This window comes from Bowmanella yangjiangensis (assembly GCF_017255015.1).
GTDB classification, from domain to species: Bacteria; Pseudomonadota; Gammaproteobacteria; order Enterobacterales; family Alteromonadaceae; genus Bowmanella; species Bowmanella yangjiangensis.
Genome location: NZ_JAFKCS010000231.1, coordinates 1 through 1312 on the forward strand (window position 1 = coordinate 1; position 1312 = coordinate 1312).

1 protein-coding gene is annotated in these 1312 nt (G+C 59.1%); it reads right to left on the reverse strand.

Annotation, left to right across the window (positions count from 1 at the left end; translation table 11 throughout):
• Nucleotides 1–1096, reverse strand: a 1096-nt coding sequence (locus J0A65_RS23590; protein ID WP_206596719.1) for a hypothetical protein, incomplete at its 3' end; no start/stop codon positions are given.
• Nucleotides 1097–1312: the final 216 nt, after the last annotated feature.

Here is a 1312-nt window from a genome sequence, read left to right on the forward strand (position 1 = left end):
ATACCTGACGGGCAGGAAAGCGTCCGCCTACCTTGCACTCCAGAAAGGTGTTCACGGGTTCGTCCTGAGGGGTTGGGGGAACGTTTTCATGGTGCATTCTTGCGCTCAGGACCTGACCGCTGCTCCAGCTTGCAGGGATTGCAGCTTCCAGCGTCTGGGTCACGAGTACGTTGCTGACTCCCATGCCGTTCATCTTTGCCTTCAGTTGGACGAGGTCCGCTTTGACGAGACGGTCGACATGAAAAGTCTCGCTGTAGGTTTCTTTCTTTCTCAGTAGCGATCCTTCGGCATCGAGTGCTATCGATACCGAAGAAGGTGCTTGGTTGCCATTTGTCTGTGACCGGTACGTATAGCGCAACGACTTGAACTTCGGCTGCAGGAGAGGAGCGTCAATCGCGTTGGTCAGGCCCTCCGGTAATGCCACGCTGTCCATGGACGTATCAGGCACTTCCTGGGGGTAGTCAGTCGCTGGAATGTCCGGGCGTAACGCTGCGAGGGTCGCGGCATCGACGGCACCCTGCAGGGAACAACTGATGCGGGTTTGGGCGCTTTGCCCGGTTACCGGCTCAATCAGCAGCACCCGCTCGAGGCGCTTGGTGCCCGGGGCTCCGGGGATCGGCGGGATCATCTGCCAGCGATTGCCATCCTTGATTTCACTGCGAACGTAGGTCGGGCCAAGTGATTGCAAGCGTTCGGGGTGATCCATCAGCTTGCCGAGCTGTCGAGCGACGTCCTCCGCGCTGCCTTCTGCGATGAAACCCCAGAACAGGTAGTAGCCCATGGTCCCGAGGTCGGAGCTTTCGTCCGAGTAGGACAGTAGCTTTATACCGGCGACCTCCGGCGTGTGACGTACTGGAACGGAGTTCGCCGAGCGACGGGCTCGGTTTTCAACTGCAATCCAGGCAACCTCGCCTGCACGCTCGATCGGTACGTATTGCTCCCAGGTTTTACTGTGGGCCTGAATGCTCGAGAAGAAGCTGGCATCACAGTTGGCGAATGCCTTGAGCGTATCGGACAGTCCGCTATCACTGGCGTGTGCGGTGGAGGACAGCAGCAGGGTTGAGGCGAGAAGGGCGGTGCGGTTTATGCGGTTCATCGAACAGACTTTCCATATCTTCGATTGGGAGCGTTGGTGCTCTGGCGGCATTATCCGATGCTGCCTGTTCCCGAACAATACGACCTGTACCGGCTAGCTGAGCGCAGGCGCCCCGCCTGCCGTCGAGGCAGGGCAAAAAAAGAGGCCGCGTGTGCGGCCTCTTGTGTTCAACGCCCCGTCTCAGGTGCGGAGGACCTCGTTGATCGCGCTGGGCTT